This is a genomic window from Bradyrhizobium sp. KZN70725 (assembly GCF_055264925.1).
In genome coordinates this window covers 1-17,605 of the sequence record NZ_JBUYWT010000017.1, presented here as the reverse complement: position 1 = coordinate 17,605, position 17,605 = coordinate 1, and the positions used below count along the sequence as shown (strand labels likewise).

Annotated in this window: 16 protein-coding genes and 1 pseudogene; 9 read left to right on the top strand and 8 right to left on the bottom strand. The window is 65.1% G+C overall.

What is annotated here, in order from left to right; genetic code table 11:
- Positions 1-34: 34 nt before the first annotated feature.
- Positions 35-1,201 carry an ABC transporter substrate-binding protein gene (locus tag ACZBJS_RS18160; RefSeq protein ID WP_463438949.1) on the bottom strand — a complete coding sequence of 389 codons (1,167 nt, stop codon included), beginning with the start codon at positions 1,199-1,201 and terminating at the stop codon, positions 35-37.
- Positions 1,202-1,414: 213 nt separating this feature from the next.
- Between ACZBJS_RS18160 and ACZBJS_RS18155 the strand changes: the two genes are divergently transcribed.
- A complete protein-coding gene (locus ACZBJS_RS18155) occupies positions 1,415-1,981 on the top strand; it encodes an AAA family ATPase (RefSeq protein WP_456835134.1) in 567 nt (188 codons plus the stop codon).
- 8 nt (positions 1,982-1,989) lie between these two features.
- On the opposite strand, the gene ACZBJS_RS18150 is transcribed toward ACZBJS_RS18155, so the two are convergent.
- Together ACZBJS_RS18150 and bamA are read right to left on the bottom strand one after the other, a co-directional pair.
- The gene (locus ACZBJS_RS18150) at positions 1,990-2,541 is read right to left on the bottom strand and encodes a carboxymuconolactone decarboxylase family protein (protein ID WP_057019813.1); all 552 of its coding nucleotides are present in this window, start codon (positions 2,539-2,541) and stop codon (positions 1,990-1,992) included.
- 136 nt (positions 2,542-2,677) lie between these two features.
- Positions 2,678-5,188 (bottom strand): outer membrane protein assembly factor BamA, encoded by a 2,511-nt coding sequence (gene bamA / locus ACZBJS_RS18145; RefSeq protein ID WP_463438948.1) that lies wholly within the window; start codon positions 5,186-5,188, stop codon positions 2,678-2,680.
- Between the two features lie 284 nt (positions 5,189-5,472).
- Here bamA and ACZBJS_RS18140 point away from each other — a divergent pair, with 284 nt between their 5' ends.
- Positions 5,473-6,195 carry a response regulator gene (locus tag ACZBJS_RS18140; protein ID WP_463438947.1) on the top strand — a complete coding sequence of 241 codons (723 nt, stop codon included), beginning with the start codon at positions 5,473-5,475 and terminating at the stop codon, positions 6,193-6,195.
- Positions 6,192-7,532 (top strand): ATP-binding protein, encoded by a 1,341-nt coding sequence (locus tag ACZBJS_RS18135; protein ID WP_076831815.1) that lies wholly within the window; start codon positions 6,192-6,194, stop codon positions 7,530-7,532. The genes ACZBJS_RS18140 and ACZBJS_RS18135 overlap by 4 nt, the downstream gene beginning before the upstream one ends.
- Positions 7,533-7,564: 32 nt before the next feature.
- Here the strand turns inward: ACZBJS_RS18135 and ACZBJS_RS18130 are convergent, their stop codons facing one another.
- Complete coding sequence (locus tag ACZBJS_RS18130; protein WP_057019810.1) at positions 7,565-8,032, bottom strand: MarR family winged helix-turn-helix transcriptional regulator; 468 nt, start codon at positions 8,030-8,032, stop codon at positions 7,565-7,567.
- A gap of 148 nt (positions 8,033-8,180) precedes the next feature.
- On the opposite strand from ACZBJS_RS18130, the gene ACZBJS_RS18125 reads away from it, so the two are divergent.
- Positions 8,181-8,582, top strand: coding sequence for an Ohr family peroxiredoxin (locus ACZBJS_RS18125; RefSeq protein ID WP_463438946.1), 402 nt, complete (start codon positions 8,181-8,183; stop codon positions 8,580-8,582).
- Positions 8,583-8,678: 96 nt separating this feature from the next.
- A complete protein-coding gene (locus ACZBJS_RS18120) occupies positions 8,679-9,083 on the top strand; it encodes a cupin domain-containing protein (protein ID WP_456835874.1) in 405 nt (134 codons plus the stop codon).
- A gap of 51 nt (positions 9,084-9,134) precedes the next feature.
- On the opposite strand, the gene ACZBJS_RS18115 is transcribed toward ACZBJS_RS18120, so the two are convergent.
- Positions 9,135-10,652 (bottom strand): MFS transporter, encoded by a 1,518-nt coding sequence (locus ACZBJS_RS18115; RefSeq protein WP_463438945.1) that lies wholly within the window; start codon positions 10,650-10,652, stop codon positions 9,135-9,137.
- 214 nt (positions 10,653-10,866) lie between these two features.
- Here ACZBJS_RS18115 and ACZBJS_RS18110 point away from each other — a divergent pair, with 214 nt between their 5' ends.
- Positions 10,867-11,775: a LysR family transcriptional regulator gene (locus ACZBJS_RS18110; protein WP_253639927.1), complete on the top strand. Its 909-nt coding sequence runs from the start codon at positions 10,867-10,869 to the stop codon at positions 11,773-11,775.
- A gap of 177 nt (positions 11,776-11,952) precedes the next feature.
- On the opposite strand, the gene ACZBJS_RS18105 is transcribed toward ACZBJS_RS18110, so the two are convergent.
- Entirely contained in the window at positions 11,953-12,864 is a 912-nt protein-coding gene (locus ACZBJS_RS18105; RefSeq protein WP_456835139.1) for a LysR family transcriptional regulator, read from the bottom strand.
- 125 nt (positions 12,865-12,989) lie between these two features.
- On the opposite strand from ACZBJS_RS18105, the gene ACZBJS_RS18100 reads away from it, so the two are divergent.
- Positions 12,990-14,429: an MFS transporter gene (locus tag ACZBJS_RS18100; RefSeq protein WP_463438944.1), complete on the top strand. Its 1,440-nt coding sequence runs from the start codon at positions 12,990-12,992 to the stop codon at positions 14,427-14,429.
- A gap of 20 nt (positions 14,430-14,449) precedes the next feature.
- Here ACZBJS_RS18100 and ACZBJS_RS18095 read toward each other — a convergent pair whose 3' ends face one another.
- Together ACZBJS_RS18095 and ACZBJS_RS18090 are read right to left on the bottom strand one after the other, a co-directional pair.
- Positions 14,450-15,643: an MFS transporter gene (locus ACZBJS_RS18095; protein ID WP_141342083.1), complete on the bottom strand. Its 1,194-nt coding sequence runs from the start codon at positions 15,641-15,643 to the stop codon at positions 14,450-14,452.
- Positions 15,640-16,422 (bottom strand): GNAT family N-acetyltransferase, encoded by a 783-nt coding sequence (locus ACZBJS_RS18090; RefSeq protein ID WP_141342085.1) that lies wholly within the window; start codon positions 16,420-16,422, stop codon positions 15,640-15,642. Before ACZBJS_RS18090 ends, ACZBJS_RS18095 begins: the two co-directional genes overlap by 4 nt.
- Before the next feature lie 103 nt (positions 16,423-16,525).
- On the opposite strand from ACZBJS_RS18090, the gene ACZBJS_RS18085 reads away from it, so the two are divergent.
- Positions 16,526-17,425, top strand: coding sequence for a LysR family transcriptional regulator (locus tag ACZBJS_RS18085; RefSeq protein WP_141342088.1), 900 nt, complete (start codon positions 16,526-16,528; stop codon positions 17,423-17,425).
- A 78-nt stretch (positions 17,426-17,503) separates the two neighbouring features.
- Positions 17,504-17,605 (top strand): annotated as a pseudogene (locus ACZBJS_RS18080) (IS5/IS1182 family transposase); the annotation flags it as partial.

The window sequence follows — 17,605 nt, the reverse complement described above, 5'->3', positions numbered from 1 at the left end:
GCGTCTGGCGCGGCTACCGAGATATTCCAGCTGGTCAGCGGCCAGCCAGACTGCACCCCGGCTCCGGCGCGATCTCACCGAGCGCGCGGATCTGCACAAGCTTGGAACCTTGTGTCTTGGCAATGAACATGTTCATCGCCGCGTGATGATCCTGGCCGAGCGTGACAGGGCCGGTCGGCGACGGAACGGTGAGACCCGCCATCGCGTCGATGATCGCCTCCTTGTCGAGCTTGCCGGCCTTCTCGGCCGCCGCCTTGAGCGCGATCAGCGTGTTGTAATGCGTCATCACATAGTTCGACACCGCGACACCCGGCTCCGCGGCGGCGCGGGCCTTCGCGACGAATGCCTTGACGGCAGGATCCTCGCTCGCCGCGACCGCCGGCACCACGGTCACCATGTTCTGCCCCTTGCCGCGGAAGATGCCGAGGTCGACTTCCGACAATCCAAGAAAAGCGACGGTGATGTCCTTCAACAGCCCAGCCTCGTCGGCCTGCCGGATGAAATCCATCCCGTCGCCCTTCAGCGCGAACAGCAGCACCTTGGCCTTGCTCGCCGCGATCTCCTTGATCAGCGGAGAGAAGTCGGTCTCCGTCCCCAGCGTGTATTTGGTCTCGACCACCTTGCCGCCGAGCTTCTCGATCAAGGGCTGCGCGATGCCGAACATCTGATGCGGCCAGACCCGGTCGGCGCCGAGCAGGAAGTAGGTGTTGCCGAAGGTTTGCGTCATGTAGGGCAGCAGCTGGCCGAGCTCCTGGTTCGGCACCGCGCCGAACGAAAGCAGATAGCGGCTGCATTTGCCGCCCTCGTAATTGGTGGCATACAGCAGCGGCGTCTTCGAGCTCTCGGCAATCGGCACCAGCGCATTCAGGTTGCGCGAGGTGATCGGACCGACCACCGCCAGCACGCCGTCCTTGTCGACCAGCGAACGCATGGCGTCAGCGGCCGCCTCCGGCCGCGTCTTGTCGTCGGCATATATGATTTCGACCGGCCGGCCGAGAATGCCGCCGGCCGCGTTGATGTCCTTGGCGGCGAGATCGAGCCCGAGCCGCGCCTGCTGGCCGTAGAGCTCGACACCGCCGGAAAACGGCAGCACCGCGCCGACGCGGATCGGTTCGCCGGGTTCAGCGGCGCGCGAAGGCTGAAGCAGCGCACCGCAGAGCAGAAGCGCGAGCGTCGTGCAGATGATCGAGCGTGATGCCATATACGTCGTCCCTTCAAGCTTGATACAACCATGCTTGATCGAGGTTATCGGCGTGGCACTGAAGAATTCGTCAAGCGCCCCCCATTTGCGTCACATTCGAGGCTATGCTCATTCCGCGCGTCGAGACATTTCCGCGCGCCTTCTTCCCCAAGATTTCTGGCCTATCCGGCAACCCGCATCCGCGGAGTGCCGGCCCACGCCTTGTCATGATCGATGAAAGGACCCCCTTTGCAAAACCGCTTCGTCCTGATCTCCGGCTGCTCCGGCGCCGGAAAATCGACGCTGCTGGCCGATCTGCGTGCGCGCGGCTATCCGGTCGTCGAGGAGCCCGGCCGCCGTATCATCGCCCATGAGCTCGCGTCCGGCGGCAAGGCGCTGCCGTGGGTCGATGCGGCAGCATTCCTGCATCGCGCCATTGACGTCGCACTGAAAGATATGGAGATGGCCAAAGCCCATTCCGGATGGGTGTTCTTCGATCGCGGCCTCGTCGACGCGGCGTCGGCGCTGCAGGCGTTGACAGGCGAGCCGGTGCTGCACCCGACCTGCTCCATCCATCGCTACCACGGTCGTGTGTTCATGACGCCGCCATGGCCCGAGATCTACCTCACCGATTCGGAGCGGCGGCACGGCTTCGAAGCAGCCACGGCGGAGCATCGGCGGCTGATGGAGACGCTTCCGACGCTCGGCTACGACGTGATCCACCTGCCGAAGCTATCGCCGTCCGCGCGCGCCGATTTCGTGCTGGCGACGCTCGGCGGCGGCATCCTGACTGAGGCCTGATCAGGCCGTCACTCCGCGGCCTCACGCTGCGGAACGCCCTGCTCGACATCGAGCTGCAAGATGTCGTTGAAGCGATTGAACGCGCCGCACAGCGCGATCCGCCAGGTCAGCTCGACGATCTGCGCTTCCGAGAAATGTTCGCGCAGCCGTGCGAATATCTCGTCGCGGGTCTTGTTCCAGTTGTTGGTTACGGCGATCGCATATTCGACCACAAGCTTGTCGAGCGCATCGAGCTCGGGATGATCCTGATAGTCGAGCAGCCGTTCGGCGCCCGCTTCCGAAACTCCCTGGATCGCGAGCTTCGGCGCATGGTGCGACACGCAATAATCGCACTTGTTGAGCAGCGACACCGTTACCAGCGCGAGCTCGAGATGCCGCTTCGAGACCACCGCCTCGTCGGCGAGATCGACCAGCAGCGACCACATGTGCTTGAAGATCGGCGGGCGCTGCGCCATGACGCCGGCCTGGTTCTCGAACGCGCCATAGGTGGTCATCTTGTCCCACAGCGGCTTGAGCTCGCTCGGCAGGTCGTTCCTGGTCTTGATTGACACGCGTGACATGGATTGCCTCGGATCGGAAATTGAACCAATGCAGCCTGCCCCGCTTCGCCTGATACTGCAAGCCGCAGGGCGGCATGGCAGGCGTCACGCTGGCCGCAACCCGCGGCGCGGTCCGGCAAGCGGAGCAACCGTCGGCTCAGAACGACGTCCCGCCTCCGAACCGGAACTCCTGCACGATGTCGTACTTGCCCTTCGTGATCGGCACGGCGTAATCGAACCGCAGCGGGCCGAACGGCGAGGCCCAGATCAGGCCGACGCCGACCGAGGTTCGTACCACGTTCCCGTCGTCGTATTGAAGGCCGCATTTGCAAGCAGCCGTATTCACCTCGCCGGTTGCGGCCCACGACGTCGGGCCTTGATAACCCCACAGCGAGCCGGCATCCGCATAGACAGCCCCCTTCAGCCCAACCTCGGAGGGCAGGAACCAGAACGGCATCTGCAGCTCCATCGACGCACCCCAGTATTTGGTGCCGCCGAGCGCATCCCCGACCGCGCCAAGGCTCGCATAGGTGATGTCGCGCGGGCCGATGCCGTTGGTGGCAAAGCCGCGCACCAGATTCGGCCCCATCTGGAAATGGTCCAGCATGCGCAGATCATTGTCGCCGACCTTGGTGAGCAGGCCGCCCTGCAGGTGGATCAGTCCGATCAGGTCGGACACCAGCGGCGTGTAGTATTTCGCGTCGACCGCGCTCTTCAGATACGTCACGTCGCCGCCGACGCCGGCAAAGTCCTGCTTGAAGTCGATCAGCAGGCCATCGGTCGGGTTCTTGTTGTTGTCGACGGTGTTGTAGCTCAGGGTGTAGCCGATCTGCGAGGTCCAGGTCGCCCCTGCGGCCAGCTCCTTGCGCACCGGCAAGGTGGATTCGCCGTCGCCGTAGCAGCCATATCCATACAGCCCCGACGAGACCGAGTTGGTGGGATCGACGCCGCCGAGCACACTCTGGATGTAGGCAGGCGTCGGATTGAACGCGAGCAACGGGTTGGACGGATTGTTGTTGCAGTTCGCGTAGGCGCTATCGAGCGAGATTTCCTGCTGATAGAGCGAGTATCGCAACTGGAGGGTCAGGTCTTCGCGCAAGGCCAGGCCGAGCCGCGGCGAGAACCCGATCGTCTTCACGCCATAGGTCGTGTAGTCCGTCGGCAATTGCTCCTTGTAATACGCATCGAGCCCGAGAGCGACGCGATAGTCGAGCAAATACGGTTCGACAAAGGACAGCGACAGGCCGCGCGAGTACTGGCCGTAGCTGACCGTTGCCTTGGCAAACAGGCCACGGCCGAGCAGATTTCGCTCCGAGATGCTGACCTCGGCGAGCGCGCCGTCCGTCGTGGAATAACCGCCAGACACGGAGAAGTCGCCGGTCGACTTTTCCTCCAGGTTGACGATCAGAACGACGCGATCGCTCGTCGAGCCGGGCTCGGTGGTGATCTTGACCGTCTTGAAATAGTCGAGATTCTTCAGCCGCCGCTCGGCGCGATCGACCAGCGCACGGTTATATGCATCGCCCTCGGAGAGATCGAACTCGCGCCGGATCACGTAGTCTCGGGTGCGGTCGTTGCCGCGAATGTCGATCCGCTCGATATAGGTGCGCGGCCCCTCCTCCACGCGAAACATGATTCCCACCGTGTGGGCCTCGAAATTCCGTGCGCCGTCCGGACGGACCACCGCGAAGGCGTAACCGCGGCGTGACGCTTCGATCTGCATGTCCTCGACCGACTTCTCGACCGCCTCGACATTGTAGAGCGAGCCTTCGCCGACGCGCGACAATGAACGCAGCGTCGTCGGATCGAAGCCCGCAATGTTCGAGCGGAAACTGACCGTCGCAACGCGGTACTGCTGCCCCTCATCGATCTTGAACATCACCTGAAAGCCCTTGCGCTCCGGATCATACTCGGCGAGCGCTGCCACGATTTGGACGTCCGCGTAGCCGTGCTTCAGATAGAAGCGGCGGATCAGGTCACGGTCGGCCTCGACCCGATCCGGGTCGTAGATGTCGGCATTGCCGAGAAAGCTCAGGAAGTTTGTCTCATGGGTCTTGATCACGTCTTTCAGGCGCGCCGCCGAAAAACTGTTATTGCCCATGAACGCGATGGTCTTGATGCCGGTCTTCGCTCCCTCGTCGACGGTGAAGACGAGATCGACGCGATTGTTCGAGCGCTCGATGATTTCCGGCGTAACGTGCACGTCGTAGCGGCCTGAGCGCCGATAGATCTCGGCGATCCGCAGTGCATCGGACTGCACCATCGGCCGCGACAGGGTGCCCCGCGGCTTGGACTGCATTTCGGCCGAGAGCTGCTCGTCCTTGATCTTTTTGTTGCCCTCGAACGCGACGCGCTCGATCACTGGATTCTCGATCACGGAAACGACGATCCTGCCGCCCGCCTGATTGATCATGACGTTCTGGAACAACCCGGTCCCGACCAGTTCCTTGAGGGCGTCGTCGATGGCAGCTTGATCGAGATGGCCGCCGGGCCCCGGCCTGAAATAGGAGCGGATGGTCTCCGCCTCTACCCTCCGGTTGCCTTCGACCGTGATCGCATCAAGCGATTGGGCCGCCGCCGGAGCCAACAATGGCCATATCACCGGCGCCCCCGGAATCGAAAAGCCCGACAGCACGATCGCCGCGACAAAGCCCCGCCACGTGTTCATTCCACACCTCGCGAACAAGCCCCCCGTTGTGTCGGGATGGTGATGGCTGCGGTGTGGCTGCAGGATTGCGGAATTATTTCCAGTGGTTTGGGACTGTTAGCGCGACGCGACGCAGCCAGCATCGCGAATTGTTTCGGGCTGCGAGCGACGCTTACAGTTCAGAAACACTATGCTTACGAAAAGGCGCAATGCCGCCCACAAGCGACGCCTATGCTGGTCGATTGGTGGCTGAGCGCGCACCAGATCGCGCACAACATGACTTTGACAGGACCTAGTCGCTGACCATGCTTGCACACACTCCAAAGATCCTGATCGTCGAAGACGATCTGCCGACCAGAGACCTGATTGCCCGCTACCTGCGCGACCAATCCTGCCTGGTGGCCACGGCCTCGAATGGCAGGGAAATGGATCGTTACCTCGCCGGGCATTCGCTCGATCTCGTCATCCTCGATCTGATGCTGCCCGGAGAGGATGGATTGACCCTGTGTCGCCGCCTGCGCTGCGACTCGACGATCCCGATCATCATGCTCACGGCGAAAGGCGAGGACCTCGACCGGATCCTCGGGCTCGAGATGGGCGCGGATGATTATCTCGCCAAACCGTTCAATCCGCGTGAGCTGCTGGCGCGGATCAACGCGGTGCTGCGCCGCCAGGCCCAGGCCGGCCTTGCCGGGCGCTCGGGCCAAAGCGCCGCGCGCCTGCGCTTCCAGGACTGGACCATCGATCTTCGCCTGCGCGAACTGCGCGATCCCGACGGCGCCCAGGTCCCGTTGACCAGCGCGGAGTTCGACCTGCTGCAGGTGTTCTGCGAGCGACCCGGCCGGATCCTCACGCGCGATGGCCTCTTGACCATGACGCGCAGCCGGCCGGCCAGTCCATTCGGGCGCAGCATCGACGTCTTGGTCAGCCGGCTTCGCCGCAAGCTCGATACGAGCGAAGGATCGTCGGTGATCCGGACGGTACGCACCGGCGGCTACATCTTCACACCGCATGTGGAGGACGCATGAGCTGGACCCGCAGGATTGCCGCGCTTTTCAGCTTCCACCGGATCAGTGGCCAGATCGCCGCGCTCATCCTGCTGTCGCTGGTGCTCATCCATGCGCTGATCGGGCTTTATTTCGTCAGCCAGAAGCCGAGATCGTTCGCGGACAGGCCGATCCATCAGTTCCAGCTGGTTGCCAAGCTTCTGGCCGAGGCCCCTGCGGCCGATCGCGCAACGCTGTTGCGCGCGGCCGATCGAGCCTTTCCTCGCCTGCACCTCACATTGCGCGACGCAGGTCCGGGCTCGTCTGACGGTGCTTCGTCAGAGCCGCCCGGCGTCGACGATATCGACGAGTTTTCCTCGAAGACCGCGCCGGCGGCGGCTCGGTTGCCGGACGGAGCCCTGTTCGAAGCGACGATCGGCCCGACGAAAATGCCGCCCTTCTTCGGCGGATTCTGGGTCAGCACATTCCTGTTCCTGTTCGTCAGCGTCACGCTGCTCGGCGTGTGGGCCGGCCGCGCGCTCAGCGCGCCGCTGTCCGCGTTCGCCCGCGCCGCCGAGAATTTCAGCATCAGCCAGGCGGCCGCGCCGCTGCCGGAGACCGGCCCGGAGGAAATCCGCGCCGCAGCAGTCGCGCTCAATCGCATGCGCGAACGCATCACCACGTTGATGAATGACCGCACGCGCATGCTCGCCGCCATCAGTCACGACCTGCGCACGCCGATCACCCGGTTGCGGCTCAGGTCCGAATATATCGAAAACGATGCCCAGCGCGCGGAGACCCTGCACGACCTCGATCAGATGCAGGCGATGCTGGAATCCGTGCTGTCATTCCTGAGCGGCGGCAGCGCGGCGAAGCCGACGCTTGTGAACGTCGCTGCGCTGCTGCAGACGATCTGCGAGCAATTCTCCGATTGCGGTCACGTCGTGCGCTACCAGGGCCCGAACAGGGCTTCGCTCCTGATCCGCCCGAGCGAGATCAGCCGCACCGTGACCAACCTGGTGGAGAACGCCCTGAGGTTCGGTAGCGAAGTCGATATCCGGCTGACCGCGTCAGCCGATCAGGCCACCATCGATGTCTCGGACGACGGTCCGGGGATTCCAGAGCACCGCCGGGCCGAAATGCTGAAGCCGTTCGTCCGCGGAGACGAGGCCCGCACCATGGACGAGACAAGCGGCTTCGGACTTGGCCTTTCGATCGCGCAGGCCATGGTGTGCGGGCATGGCGGCCAGCTGTCGCTGCACGACAACACGCGGCACGGCCTTCTTGTTCGCATCAAATTGCCGGGGCCCGTGCACCCTGGATCGGATCGAAGTGGGACGAGCGCGTCGCGACCCGCAGTTCCTGAGCTCGTTGGCTAGAGCAAATTCAGGATCGGGTTTGGCCCGCAGGATCATCCCTTCCTCGGATCGGCGCGTGTGTTGCGCAGCAGATTGTCGCGCAGCCTCGCGACGGTCTTCTGCACGACGGGAAATTCGTCTCCGAGCCCGGTGGCTTCGACCAGGGACACATTGATGTCCTTGTCGAGCAGGCGCCGGCCTGCCGCCGTCAGGCTCACGCGAACCTGCCGCTCATCGGCGGGATCTCTGACGCGGCTGATATAGCCGCTCTGCTCCAGCTTCTTGAGGATCGGCGTCAGCGTGTTGGATTCCAGAAACAGCTTTTCGCCGAGCGCGCTGACGGTCTGCTCGTCCGCCTCCGACAGCGCCACCATGGCGATGTATTGGGTGTAGGTCAGGCCGACCGCATCCAGGATCGGCTTGTAGGCGCGGCCGAAGGCCAGATTGGCCGAATAGACCGCAAAGCACAGAAAATTCGAGAGTTTTCGGCCCTTGGTCTCGGCCTTGGAGGTGCGGGTCACGGGCGTCTCCGGAGTTTGTGATGTCGCGATCCATATAAATCGTATCCGATTAAATCGGAAGTGCTTGACACGATCAAGCCTGAAGCCTATCTCGACACGCACACGATTAGATCGGACACGATCTATATTCATCCCAAAGGAGCTCGCCATGACCGCCAATGCAAAGGTTCTCGTCACTGGAAAGACCCACGTCACCGCCGGCCCGAACGGCGCCGCCCGCTCGCGCGACGGCTTCCTCGACGTCAAGCTGCCGCAGCCGCACCCCGCCGCGGAAAACCTGTTCGGGGCCGCCTGGTCGGCCTGCTACATCGGCGCGATCCAGCTCGCCGCCGGTCAGCGCAAGGTCAAGCTCGCGAGCGAGCCCGAGGTCGACGCCGAGATCGATCTGAACCAGGCCGGCAGCGCCTTCTTCCTGAGCGCCCGCCTCAACGTCCACGTCCCCGGCGTCGAGCGCGAGGTCGCGCAGGAGCTGATCGAAGCCGCGCACGGCATCTGCCCCTACTCCAAGGCGGTCCACGGCAACATCGATGTCACGACCACCCTCGTCTGAAACGAGCACATGACGATCTCCGACGCGGGCCGGCCGCTTGCCGGCTCGCGGTCGGGCAAGTCCAGAAGACTGGAGTTCAAGATGACCAGCAAGCTGATGAAGGCAACGCGCCTGCTCGCAAGGACGGCCTTGTTCACCGCAAGCCTCCTGACCATACCGAGCGCACAGGCGCAGCAACCGGCCGGTTTCACGCGAACCGACCTGCAGCGCCACGACCTCAGCGTCGGCGGACGTGAAGCCGTGCAGGTGCGCGTCGACATCGCGCCGGGCAAGGGCTTCGGCCGCCACACGCATCCGGGCGAAGAAATCATCTACGTGCTCGCCGGCCCCCTCGAATACGACGTCGACGGCAGGCCGCCGGCGAGGCTGAAGGCCGGCGACGTGCTGTTCATTCCCGCCGGCACGGTCCATGCGGCGAGGAATGTCGGCGACGTCACCGCCAGCGAGCTTGCGACTTACATCGTCGAGAAGGACAAGCCGCTGCTGACCCTCGTGAAGTGACCGGTACCGCCTGCCCGCCCCGGCGCCTGGGCAGGCACGGCGACATCGTGTTCACTTCGTGCCGCGAGCCTCGGTCTGCCGCACCGGCCGCGCATTGAAGATCAGGAAGCTGAGCGCGGCCATGATCCACACCCCGACGCCGCCATAGAGCATCACCCAGCCGAAGCCGCTCGCGAGTGCCTGATGCACGACCGGGCCGGTCAGCTCCGGCGCGGCTGCGACGTCGCCGGCCGCGACCCGCTCGCCGATCGCGCGAAGTTGCGCGCCGTCCAGCGCCGGTAGCACCGCCTTCAGATGCGCCAACACGCCGCTTGCCAGGATGAAGCCCATCAGCGCGATGTTGACCGAAAGCGAAACCATCCGCGCGCTCATGTCGATGCCCGAGGCCATGCCGGCGCGGTCGCTCGAGACCGAGCCGGTCGTCGTGTTGGTGACCGGCGTGTTGGTGATGCCGAGGCCAATTCCGGCGAGCAGGCAGCCGGGCAGCATCGTCAGCCAGTCCGGCTGCGCGGCGGCGCTGGCGAATTTCATCAGCATGAATCCGGCGCCGATCGTGAACAGCCCCACCGGAATGATCAGTCCGGGCTGATAGCGCAGCGACAGTCGTTCGGCGAACGGCGGCATCACCAGCGTCGGCAGCGTGTAGGCCAACAAGGCAAGTCCCGCGGACACGCTGTCATAGCCGAGGCCTGCATGAAACCAGATCGGCAGATAGATCATGAAAGGCCAGTAGCTGAGGTTCATCGCCGCCGAGCCGACGATCGAACCGGAGAAAGCCGGGATCCGAAAGACAGAGAAGTCGAACATCGGCCGCCGGCTGATTCTCTCGGCAACCAGGAACGCGGCGAAGCTCGCCGCGGAGACGCCGAGGATCGCAAGCCCCTTCAAGCTGACGAAGCCGAGATCCGGCCCCTGCGTGATGTAGAAGGCGAGGCAGAACACCGCGACCGACATCGTCACGATACCGGCGACGTCGAGGCTGCTGGCCTTTGGGTCCCTCGATTCATGCACACCGCCGACCGTGAGCACGAACGCCGCGGCCGCGAACAGCACGTGGACGAGGAACACCCACTCCCAACTCAGCACCGCGACAACGGCGCCGCCGATGATCGGGCCGAAGCCGAGGCCGATGCCGAAGATGACGCCCCACCAGCCCCAGGCGACGGCGCGCACCCGGCCGCCCTGGAATTCGTGCGAGAGCACGGCGATCTGGCAGATCAAGAGCGCGCCGCCGCTGAGGCCCTGCAGGAACCGGGCGAAGATCAGCATTTCGACGCTCGAGGCAATGCCGCAGATCAGCGAGGTGATGCCGAACGCCGCGATCGCGACCAGGAAGATGCGCTTGCGTCCATAGCGGTCCGCGACCGTCCCGATCGCCATCAGCACCGTGGTGACCGCGATCGTGTAGGCGTTCATGATCCATTGCAGCGCCTTGAAGTCGGCATGCAGCACTCGCTCCAGCGTCGGCAGGATCGCGGGGATGCTGGAAATCTCCAATCCGAACATCAGGCAAGCAAGGCATACGGCAGACAGCACGACAGCGCCGCGGCGGCTCAGTTCAGTAGACATGATCAGGCCTTTTGTTGTGGCAAGCCAACGGCATACCGCACGCTGTTGCCAGGGTGCTGGCAGCAGCCTCGGTCGATCGACTCACGATGTATTGAGGCAGCAGCGGCAGGAATCGGGTGGCCACGGCGCTTCACAACGCAAAGCTAGTCATGGCTTGAGCATTGGTGAATTGGATGACTAGATATTTCAGAGACAACAAATCCGGATGACTGACATGACCACGCTCGACGTCGACACCGTGAAGACATTCGTGACCATCGCCGACCTCAAGAGCTTTACGCGCGCCGCTGAAACACTCGGCACCACGCAGGGCGCGATCAGCGTCAAGTTGAAGCGGCTGGAAAGCCAGCTCGGCCACAGGCTGATCGAACGGACACCGCGCCGGGTGCGCCTGTCGGCGGAGGGCGCAGCTTTCCTCGCCCCGGCGCAGGAATTGCTCGGCGCGCATGATCGCGCCGTCGCGGCGTTGTCGCCCGTGCGCCCGCGTCGCTTCTCGCTCGGCATTGCCACCCATGTCGGAGGCGCGGAGGTTCCGACCTTGCTGGCGCGGCTGCATGCGCACGACCCGGCGCTCACCATCGAAGTCCGGCTCGAGGATTCCCGCGACCTGCTCGACGCCTTCGATCGCGGCGAGATCGATGCCGCCATCATCCGCCGCGAGGACGACCGCCGCGACGGCGAAATGCTGGCGACGGATCACTATGGCTGGTTCGCCACGCCGGACTTCGTCCATCGCGCGGGCGAGCCGCTGCGGCTCGCCGCCTCCTCGCCGTCCTGCGGCGTGCTCAACATCGCGACGCGCGCGCTGGCGGCGGCTAGCATCCCGTGGACGGAAACTTTCCTCGGCTGCGGGTCCTTTGCCGTCGCCGATGCGGTCGCCGCAGGCCTCGCTACGTCGGTATTCTCGCGCCGGCTCGCCCCGGCCGGGACGATCGAGGTCAGCGGGCGGCTCGGCCTGCCTGCCCTGCCGCCGTCCGAGATCATGCTGCTGTCGGCGCTGTCAGATGCAAAATCACGCGCGGTGCTGAAGACGATCGTTGGTGCCTTTCGCGAGCATCATCGGATGCCTGCCAATCGCGCGGCAGAGGAAATCCATACCGTCACGGAAGTTGTCGGCTCCTGAACGATCTGTGCGCCGGCCCTCTAGTGTGCTGAATGCGAAGTTCGTGCGATTTCGCGGCACTTTCACGAACTTCGCATTCATAAAGCACACTAGAATCATCAGTTTGCTAGTGTCCTTATCGAATCCGAAGTTCGCTCCGAAGGTGCGGCAAATGATGCGAACTTCGGATTCGGGACACTAGCGGCGCGCGCTTCCGGCGCGCTTTCCCTCGAACAGCGCACGCTCCGAGGCGAGCGCCCTGGCGAGAAACTCGAGCGTCGCGCGGATGCGCGCGGTGCGCTTGAGATCGTCATGGGTCAATAGCCACAGCGCCGAGCGCGGCTCCGCGAGTGCTTTCGGCGTCAGGCGGCGCAGCGTGGGCGCGAGATCGCCGACATAGCAGGGCAGCAGGGCAAGCCCCAGTCCCGCCGCAGCGGCATCGCGCAGCGCCGGAAGCGCATCGACCCTGCAGGTGGTCCGCGCCGAACGCAGGTTCTCGCGCATCCAGCTGGCGATAACGGTCCCCGCCAGCGCATCGTCGAGCCCGATCCAGTCGTGCACCGACAAATCCCTGTCGACGCGGCGGGCGAGATAGGCGCGTGATCCGTAGACCGCATGGGCAATATCGGCAATGCGCCGTCCGACCAGCAGTTCGGATGGCGCCGGTGTCGGCCGGATCGCGATCTCGGCCTCGCGGCGCGTCAGGTTCGCCATCGCATTCGAGATGATGATCTCCGGCTGGATCTCCGGATGCGCGGCGCGCATCGCCGGCAGATGCCGCATCAGCACCGCGCCGAGCGTGTCCGTCGTCGTGATCCGCACCGGCCCCGACGGCCTGAGGTCCTGCCCCGCCAGCTTGCGCTCGAGCGCAAGCACTTCGTCCTCGAGCCGGGCTGCCGACGCCGCCGCGATCTCGCCCGCCGGCGTCGGCGCGTAGCCGTCGCGGAAGCGCTCGAACAGCCGCGTTCCGCTCGCATCCTCGATCGTGCCGAGGCGACGAAACACGGTGGAATGCGTGACGCCGAGCCGGCGCGCCGCCCCCGAGAGGCTGCCTTCCCGCGCGACCGCGAGGACAAGCCGAAGGTCGTTCCAGTCGATGACGCTGTGCATTTTTGCAAACTCACTTCGCAGTGCTGGATAATATCTTATCACAAACGGACAGGCCATCTTCCCGGACGTTCAACCGACGGACACCCCTCGTGAGGGCGCCGTCGATTGCCGAGAGGAGCTGGCAGGTGACGAGCGAGACCACCGAGACGTTGCAATTGCACGCCGCGCGGCCGGCGACGATCGACCCGCGGCGATGGCTGGCGCTGCCGGTGCTGCTCACCGGCGCCTTCCTGCCGATCCTCGATTTCAATGTCGTCAACCTGGCGCTGCCGGTCATTCGCGACAATCTCGGCGCCAGCCCGAGCGAGGTGCAGTTCGTGATCTCGGCCTATGCTGCGACCTACGCCGTCTTCCTGATCACCGGCGGCAGGCTCGGCGATCTCCTGGGGCGGCGGCAGATGTTTTTGATCGGCGTCGCTGGCTTCACGATCGCATCCGTGTTGTGCGGCATCGCGTGGTCACCGGCCATGCTGGTCGCCGGACGGGTCCTGCAGGGCCTCACCGCCACCGTGATGGCGCCGCAGGTGCTTGCCTCGATCCGCGTGCTGTTTCCGGCGGCCGAACAGGGCCGCGCGCTCGGCTTCTATGGCGCGACCTTCGGCCTTGCTAATATCTGCGGCCAGCTACTGGGCGGCGTCCTCGTCTCGGCGCAACCGTTCGGACTGGCCTGGCAGGCGATCTTCCTGATCAACGTGCCGATCGGCCTCGCCGCCTTCGTCGGCGGCCTGCTGTACCTCGCCGACTCGCGCGCCGCGCACGCGCAGCGGCTCGACGTCGGCGGCGTCATCCTGCTGTCGCTCACGCTCGGCCTTCTGGTCTATCCGCTGATCGAGGGCCGGGAATCCGGCTGGCCTATCTGGATCGTCGCGATGCTGCTGGCATCTCCGCTGATGCTCGCCGCCTTCGTCCGCTTCGAGGCGCGGCTCGAAGCCCGTGGCGGCGATCCGCTGGTCGCGCCGCATCTGCTGCGCAACAGCGATTTCGTGATCGGGCTGGTGATGGCGCTCGCCTTCTACATGCTGTCGTCGTTCTATTTGACCTTCGCGGTCTACCTGCAAAATGGCCTGCACCAATCTCCGCTGGAAGCCGGCCTTGCCACCCTGCCCTTTGCCGCCGGCTTCTTCGTCAGCTCGCTGGTATCATCGCTGGTGATGCAATGGCTCGGTGCCCGCACGCTGACGCTGGGCTTTGCGCTCCAGGTTGTCGGCTTCGGTGTCGTGATGCTGTCGGTCGGCGGCGCGCTTCCGCAAAGCCTCGAATTCGGCCTGATCTGCGGCGGGCTCGGCTTCGGCACCGTGATGCCCTCGGTGATCAAGGCCGTGATCGGCAGCATCGATCCGCGCCATGCCGGGCTGGCGTCGGGCATGATGATCTCGACCTTCCAGATCGGCGCGGCACTCGGCGTCGCGATTATCGGCGGCGTCTTCTACAGCCTGCTCGGGCCGCATCCGCTGGCCGATGACTACGCGCACGCCTTCACGATCGCGCTCGGCTGCAATGTCGCGCTGCTGGCGCTCGGCGGCTGGCTGTCGCTGTGGCTGCCGCGCGAGTCGGCGGCGGGTTGAGATCGACACCGCCGACGCGGCTATTGCTTCGCGGCCGCGAGCGGCGGCGGAAACAGCAGCTTGAGCAGGATGGCGGCAAGCAGCGTCACCAGGGCGAGACCGGTGGAGAGATAGAGCGCGCTCGCATCGCCGAACCGGTCGATCACGATTGCATAGATCAGCGGCGCCGCCGCCGGCAGGATGAAGCTCGGGACAATGAGCCGGCCGACCAGCGTGCCATAGCTGCGATGATCGAACAGGATGAGCGGCAGCGTTCCCCTGGTGATGGTCAGAATGCCGTTGCAGGCGCCGTAGAGCAGCGCAAACGCGATCCCCATCTCCCGCGCTGATCCGCTGAACAGGCCGGCGATGAAGGAGAGCGGCATGATCATGCAGGCCATCAGGTTGAGCGCGAGCGGATCGAGCCGGACGCCGAACAGGACTTCGCAGAGACGCGCGGCGGATTGCCCGATCCCCCGCAGCGTTGCGATCCAGACCGCAACGGTGACGGTGAGCCCGAGGCCGGTGAGCACCGCGATCATGTGCGCGGACATGCCGGCGTTCAGGAAGTTCGCGCCGGTCATGATTACGGCATAGAGCCCGCTCGCCGCTGCAAGCTGCCGCCGCCCCACCGCGCGCGGTTGCCTCGATGCCACCGCAGCAGCGCCCGGCACGCCGGCAAATCGCTGGTTCGGAATCAGCAGATGCAGCGGGATCGTCAATAGCGCAATGCCGGCATAGGCCAGCACCGCGCTGCGCCAGCCGAAATGGTCCGATAGCGTATGGCCGAGCGGCCAGAACACGGTGGCGGCCAAGCCACCAAGCAAGGTGATCCCGGACATCGCACGGCGCGCCTCCGGCCCGCCGATCCGGGCCAGCGCCGCGAAGGCCGCATCGTACAGCGTCAGCCGCATGCCGAGGCCAAGAACGATCCAGGATGCGAAATAGCTGCCGATCTGGTGCGAGAGCGCGAGACCCGCGCAGCCGAGCGCGTTGATCACCGCCCCCGCGACCATGACCTGCCGGCCGCCGCTTTTGTCCACCCACCTGCCCGCAAGGGGCGACGTCACGCCCATCACCAAGAGCGCCGCGGCAAATCCGCCGTAGACGATGTCGCGGCTCCAGCCGAGATCCGCGGCGATCTGCTCGCCGAACCCGCCGATCAGATAGTAGGTCGCGCCCCACGAGATCAGTTGAGCCAGCCCGAGGGCAATCACGACCCGGCGTGCGATCACCGGGCCGTTTCCCTGTCTGACGGAAGCGTGGAAGCGCCCGGCCCCAGCGGCCGCTGCATCAGCACGGTGTCGACCCATTGCCCGAGCTTGAAGCCCACCGACCTCAGCGTCCCCACCATCTCGAAGCCCATGCGACGGTGCAGCGCGATCGATCCGGCGTTGCCGCTGTTACCGATCACGGCGATCATTTGCCGCCAGGGTCCCGCCTCCGACCGTTCGATCAGCGCCCGCAGCAGCGCCGCACCGACGCGGCGGCCACGCAGGGCTTCCGACACGTAGACCGAGTCTTCAATGGTGTTGCGATAGGCCGGCCGCGGCCGGTACGCTGTCGCGTAGGAGTAGCCGGCCACCCGTCCGTCGATATCGGCCACGATATATGGCAGCCCAGCGGCCAGCACGGCGGCACGGCGCTCGAGCATCTCGTCGAGTGTCGGCGGCACTTCCTCGAAGGTCGCCAGCCCGTTGAGCACGTGGTGCGCGTAGATGCGCTGCACCTCCGCCATGTCGACCTCTGTGGCGTCGCGGATCACGGTGTCTTCGTTGTCTCTCATCCTTGCCTCGTCTTGCGGCATCATGCCCGTGCTTCGACGGCGCGTCGGTGCACGCTGCGGGCACCACGGGCTCATCTCGACATCGCTGCGCGACAGTCCGACATCCGCCAGCAGGCGATCATCGAGCTCGCGCAGCGCCTGCCGGCGGCGGATGCGCGAATGCGGCGAGACCGCAAGATAGCGCCCCAGCTCGACGATGACACCGCCAATGGACTTGAGGGCGGACAATGCCTGCTCCCGGTCTGCCGAAGCCGTCGCTTGCCGGACTATGCGCCTCGGCGTTATATAAGTGAAGCTTTGACAGCTTATGCACGGCATAAGAGATACTTTGATGAAAAACCTCAACCTCGATTATCTCGAAAGCTTCGCAGTCGTGATCGACTGCGGCAGCTTCTCGGCGGCAGCCGAGCGGCTGCAACTCACGCAGCCCGCGGTGAGCCTGCAGGTGCGCCAGCTCGAGCGCAGCCTGAATGCGACGTTGATCGAGCGGGTCGGACGCAAGGCCAGACCGACCGCCGCCGGCGTCGCGCTGCTCTCCCATGCGCATCAGATCAATGCGGCGGTGGCGTCGGCGGTCGACGCCGTTGCACAGCAAACGACCGGAACGGCAGGCCGCGTGCGGCTCGGCACCGGTGCGACCGCCTGCATCTTCCTGCTGCCGCCGATCCTGAAGGAGCTGCGCGCCGCGCTGCCCTCGCTGGAGATCACCGTCACGACCGGCAACACCGCGGAGATCGCCCGGGCGGTCGAGGACAACACCATCGACATCGCGCTTGTCACGCTGCCGGTGTCGGGGCGCAGCTTCGAGATCACGCCGGTCGTGAACGACGAGTTCGTGCTGATCGCGCCCCGCGACATGCCACTGCCGGCGCGGATCACGCCGGAGGTGCTTGCGACCAGGCCGGTGCTGCTGTTCGAGCCGGGCGGCAACACCAGGCGCACCGCGGACGAATGGCTGGCCCGCGGCGGCGTGTCCTTGAAGCCGTTGATGTCGCTCGGCAGCGTCGAGGCGATCAAGGAGATGGTGCGCGCCGGGCTGGGCTGTGCGGTGCTGCCCGGCATGGCCGTCCCCGCCAGGACCAAGCAGCGCGACCTGGTCGTCCGGTCGCTGTCACCAAAGCTCTACCGCCGGCTCGCGGTGGTGATCCGCCGCGACAAGCGCCTCGATCGCGGGCTGCGGCAGACCTTGTCAGCGCTGAAGGCACTCTCGGCCAAGGACAATGGCCGCTAGGTGGTGTGGACTCTAAGGATTCCCTTTTAGGAGCAAATCAGATTCAAGGCTGCTTTTGGGGAGGCCGCTTTGGGTGTGATGGACCGTTTGGTATTGAGCGACGCGGCGTGGGAGCGGATGGCGCCGTTGATCATAGGGCGGCCCGATCAGAAGGGCTCGACCGGGCGCGACAACCGAATG